This is a genomic window from Desulfonatronospira sp. (assembly GCA_003563255.1).
Lineage (GTDB): Bacteria > Desulfobacterota > Desulfovibrionia > Desulfovibrionales > Desulfonatronovibrionaceae > Desulfonatronospira.
On the sequence record PWSL01000216.1, the window covers coordinates 1 to 4,403 of the forward strand.

5 protein-coding genes are annotated in these 4,403 nt (G+C 46.6%); 2 read left to right on the forward strand and 3 right to left on the reverse strand.

What is annotated here, in order from left to right; translation table 11 throughout:
• On the forward strand, positions 1-1,629 hold a 1,629-nt coding region (locus QZP87_RS06390; RefSeq protein ID WP_291322093.1), incomplete at its 5' end, for a hypothetical protein.
• Positions 1,630-1,871: 242 nt separating this feature from the next.
• On the opposite strand, the gene QZP87_RS06395 is transcribed toward QZP87_RS06390, so the two are convergent.
• Positions 1,872-2,096 carry a hypothetical protein gene (locus tag QZP87_RS06395; protein WP_291322094.1) on the reverse strand — a complete coding sequence of 75 codons (225 nt, stop codon included), beginning with the start codon at positions 2,094-2,096 and terminating at the stop codon, positions 1,872-1,874.
• Positions 2,097-2,410: 314 nt separating this feature from the next.
• Here QZP87_RS06395 and QZP87_RS06400 point away from each other — a divergent pair, with 314 nt between their 5' ends.
• A complete protein-coding gene (locus QZP87_RS06400; protein ID WP_291322095.1) occupies positions 2,411-2,746 on the forward strand; it encodes a hypothetical protein in 336 nt (111 codons plus the stop codon).
• A gap of 281 nt (positions 2,747-3,027) precedes the next feature.
• Here the strand turns inward: QZP87_RS06400 and QZP87_RS06405 are convergent, their stop codons facing one another.
• Together QZP87_RS06405 and QZP87_RS15540 are read right to left on the reverse strand one after the other, a co-directional pair.
• Entirely contained in the window at positions 3,028-3,867 is an 840-nt protein-coding gene (locus QZP87_RS06405; protein ID WP_291322096.1) for a ribonuclease H-like domain-containing protein, read from the reverse strand.
• A gap of 49 nt (positions 3,868-3,916) precedes the next feature.
• Positions 3,917-4,171 (reverse strand): type II toxin-antitoxin system HicB family antitoxin, encoded by a 255-nt coding sequence (locus QZP87_RS15540; protein ID WP_363330993.1) that lies wholly within the window; start codon positions 4,169-4,171, stop codon positions 3,917-3,919.
• Positions 4,172-4,403 lie beyond the last annotated feature (232 nt).

Here is a 4,403-nt window from a genome sequence, read left to right on the forward strand (position 1 = left end):
GTTCATGGCAGAATCATGGCACGGTTTGATGAAAATGAGCAAGTTGAATACTCGAGAGACGCGATTGTAGGACAGGCTTTAGCCGTAGATCTGCAGGATGACAGGATTCCGGATAAATATGTAGAAGTTTTCAGACCTTGTGATCTTTTTCCCAAAAGAGATAATGTGTTGATTTATGCCCAGAAAATCGAACACCCATCAACAAAAGAGGCTTTGGGAGTGCTTTGCCTGTGCTTTAATTTTGAGGAAGAAATGGATGGAATTTTTATTGATCTTCTGGGGCATGACCGTGCTGACAAACCTCTTTTATGTATAATTGATGAACAGAATGTGGTGATAGCTTCAAGCAATCAGGATCTCGTGTCAGTTGGAAACAGGGTACAGCGGGTTCTGGATGAGGATTTTAAGGTGGTAAGCTATCAGGGTAGTCCATTTTTAAGCACTACCGTTGTTACTGATGGGTACCAGGGATTTTTCGGACTGCCCTGGTATGGCCATGCCATGATTGCTCTGGACAAGGCGTTCAATGAAAAAAAAGATGATAAACAGGAGCATGAATCCATTGTATCCAGACTGGACCAGTTCGCGCTTGGATTGACAAAGATTAAGCATGAGGCTCGAGAAGTTCTCGACGACATGAAAAATGACGGTATGAACGGTCAGGTCAAGGCGGCAAGGTTTCAGGCTGACGGTTTTGTGGAAGTACTTCGTTTTGTGGGTGAAATTGGTGATGAAATAAATGATATTTTTTCAGCATCCATTCAGAGCATGCAGGAAAAGATTGTTTCCACGCTCTTCACCGAACTTTCATTCAGAGCTTTTCAGGCCAACAATATTGCTGATCGAAATCTTTATGAACGGGCCAATGATGTCTGCTGGTGGGCTTTGACACCAATGTTTCGCAGCCTTCTGGCTTTACTGGAAGAACGCAAAAGCCTTGACCGTGATGATCTGCATAAACTGACGAGAAATCTGCAATATATTAACAACCTCTATACACCGTACCTGCGTCTGGTCCTGGCTGACACCAAAGGTAAAATTACTGCAGTATCCAATCCTCCTGAAGAGCTTGAAGAACGTCGTGTCAATCAGGAACTGCCACGAGGGCAGGAATTTGTTGGGAAATATCTTGATCATCAGCTGGTGACTGCAGCCCTGGGACTTAAAAGCAGCAAGGAATATTGTGTTTCTGAATTTAACCCTTCCGAGCTTTATGGCGGGCGCCGGACATATATTTATTCAACAGCAGTAAGGCATCCTGATGACCTGAGCAGACCAGTGGGTGTCATACAGATTGTATTTGATTCTGAACCACAGTTTAAGTCCATGTTGGAAGATACCCTTCCCAGAGATAAATCCGGCGAGGTCTTGACAAACAGCTTTGCTCTTTTCTCAAATCGCAACAAAATGGTCATCTCATCCACATGTTCTCAATTCAGTCCCGGAGATAAAATTCCTCTGGAGGATCATTTTTTCAGCATGGCAAAAGGCAGACAGTATTCAGGAAGTACAGTACTGCAGGGGAATACTTACGCGGTTGGGTGTCAGGTCAGTGAAGGTTATCGTGAATACAAGGTCAAAGATGGCTATGTTAACGATGTTGTCTGTCTTGTTTTTTTAAGGTTGTGAGTAACAGTTCAGCCATCTGCTTAAGGCACGGGGACGGTTCTCCCGGTATGTATCTGTTTAGCGCTATTTTTGAAATTTGGGCCAAGCGCCTAATACGCATTTATGACCTTTGAATCCAATATGACATAAGGTGTCATGCACATATTTGCGGTCATGCCTCGTAACTTTGGGACTTTCCCGTGCGGCTCCGTCAACAAGATATGGACGTTCGTTTATAAAGACCTGGTCAGCCCTGCTGACGGTCAGGGCTTTTTTTTTGACACCTTTTCCATATGTCGCGCGATTGCGTCTCTTATCGCCGGGTGCGCCTTATTCAATACAGCAATTTCACAGTTGTCTATACTTTCACCGGCGTCACCGTCTATAGTATATTGATAACATCCGTCCTCCAGCTCAATGGGGTTATCGTCCGTTTCCTCAGAGCACTCAACCAGTCTCACGGAAACCTTGATTTTACACTTGCTCATTGGTAGCCTCTTTTTGGGTTTGAGATTGTGAACAGCCAAAACATGGCAAATATCCTTGACAATGTACAGCGATTCTTTCATGCTTTCTTGAATTTCAATAAAGTCCTTTCAGGCTTGCAGTCTTTCACAGCCCCACAGATAAAGCGAATGATCCATGATCTGAACCAGGAAAGCTCTCAGATACCGCTTTTCCTGCTCAGGCAGGGCTTGCGTATGTCAGCAGTCCGGAATGCCTGGCAGGCAGTGCAAAGAATGTGGTCTGGTGGTCCTTATACCAGGACTGTGTGCCATCAGTCTACCAGGATCCCTTTTCCATGACTGAAAAAGACGCCCTGTCCCAGGCAGGGGTTGTCCTGCCTGATCCGGGTAAGCAGGCAGAACATATCGCCCGGCGCTGGCAGCGCCCGCTTATGCTGGCCGAAAACACTCTTCTTCTGGTCTGTCCTGAAAGCAGTTCTTCCGGAGAGGAACAATTCCCCCATCCCATGTGGGACGAGCTTGTTGGCAGGATTAAAGATGATAAACAGGCATCAGTTCAACATTCCGGCGAAGCAGCTTGTCCCGGGCTTGAACCGGGAGCCGGAATCCAGGTTTTGACGGGTGTGAGTTACTCGCTGGTTAGGTCCTGGAGTGCCTGTCCCTTTGCTTAAAATGGGCTAAACGTAAACCTTCAGGGGGGGAGATATGCCAATTTGCCTGTCTGCCAGGCGGGTAATGCCCTGTGGGGATCTATATTCATCAAAACCGTGTGTGCGGAGCACCCGTGTGAAGCCTGAAGGCTTCCCGGGCCTAAGAAGATTTTTTTGGCACGGGCAACTTCGTTGCACACGGGCGGCTCTGCCGCTCACGGCTGGGGAGTACGCCTCAAGCCTATTCCCGGTGGCGATTGCTGGCACCCCCTGAATGGTTACGGCTAAACTGTTACGACAAATCAGAATAACAAGAATTCCTTTCTTATTCTGTTAATGGTGGGCAGGTCCGGTACAAAAGGGTTGGCTGGTGGTGAACCTGGCTTAAGTGGTTTAATTTTCAGGGGTATGCCGCCGATTTTCTGATTATAGGCAGCAATCATCAGATGCTCTAAGCTAAGGACATCCTGAACATTGTAGGCAAGAAGAGTTTCCAGAGACTTTACCTGGCGCTTTTTCTTGTAATCATACCATAAAAGCACGGCAAAATATCCGTCCATTTCTTGGAGAAATCCTGTCCGGCCTATACCCAGTTGCTGCTCACAGGACTTGAGACCACCGGAATAGCCAAGCCCCTTCAGGATGTACCTTAAGTCAAGATGAGCGTGCTCAAGACTTATTCCCAGATATTTCTCAATGAATGGGATATCAAATGTCTTGCCGTTATAGGTCACAATGACCTTGTATTCCATGATGTCATGCCTGAACTCATCCAGGTTTTTACCGTTGATGTAGTGCTTGATTTCTTTGCCGTCATACAGGGCAATGGTGGTGATAATATCCCCATAATCACCAATGCCGGTGGTTTCTATGTCGATATACGCTGTTGAATCCTGATACTCCCGGAACAGCCGCCACTGCTCTTTAGTTGGCAGATTGTCGCAGAAATATTTTGCCTCGCCATTTTGCATTTTATCTATGGACAGCTGAATATGCCTGCCAACTGTCTGCTGCCGGGCAGGCTTTAAAAATGCAGGAGGAGACTGGATGAATTCCTCCATGGTCCTGATGCCGGACGTCCAGATCTTTTTCTCAGTAAGCAGTCCAATGGTGGGAATGTGTACAAAACTATGATTAAGCATTGGTTTTCCATGTATGTGATTCGGGCTTTACCGGCAATCCAAGTAAAGTTTAATGTAGAGGGCTGTCTTTTACTGCTTTGCTAAGTGCCTCAGTTACCCAGGCGTTGAGACTGGTGCTATTTTTTCGAGCTTGTATCGCAAGGTTCTTATGAAGTTCAGGCCCAATTCGGATCAAAAATTTTCCAGAATAAGGCTTCTCAGGATTTTCACCTCGCTCAGCGCAAAATTCCCGGTAATCCTCTATGTATCTGTTTAGCGCTTTGGATGTGGCATGGGGGCTGTATGCCTCCGGGCAGGAAGCCATGCCACATGCAAAGCGCTAAATAGATACCCAAGGCGGGCTATGCCCGCAACCCAATAAAGAAAGGAGCTTTTTTGACAGGATTAACCACGCCAAAGACGCGTAGCAGGCATAGATTAAGAGATGGATTAAGAGAAAACCATTTTTGTCCTGGCTCCCAGTTTAATGCCCTTCGGGCTTGCTCTGCGAGCAATTAAATCACGCCACAGGCGTGACAGGCGGAAGCCAGGCCAAA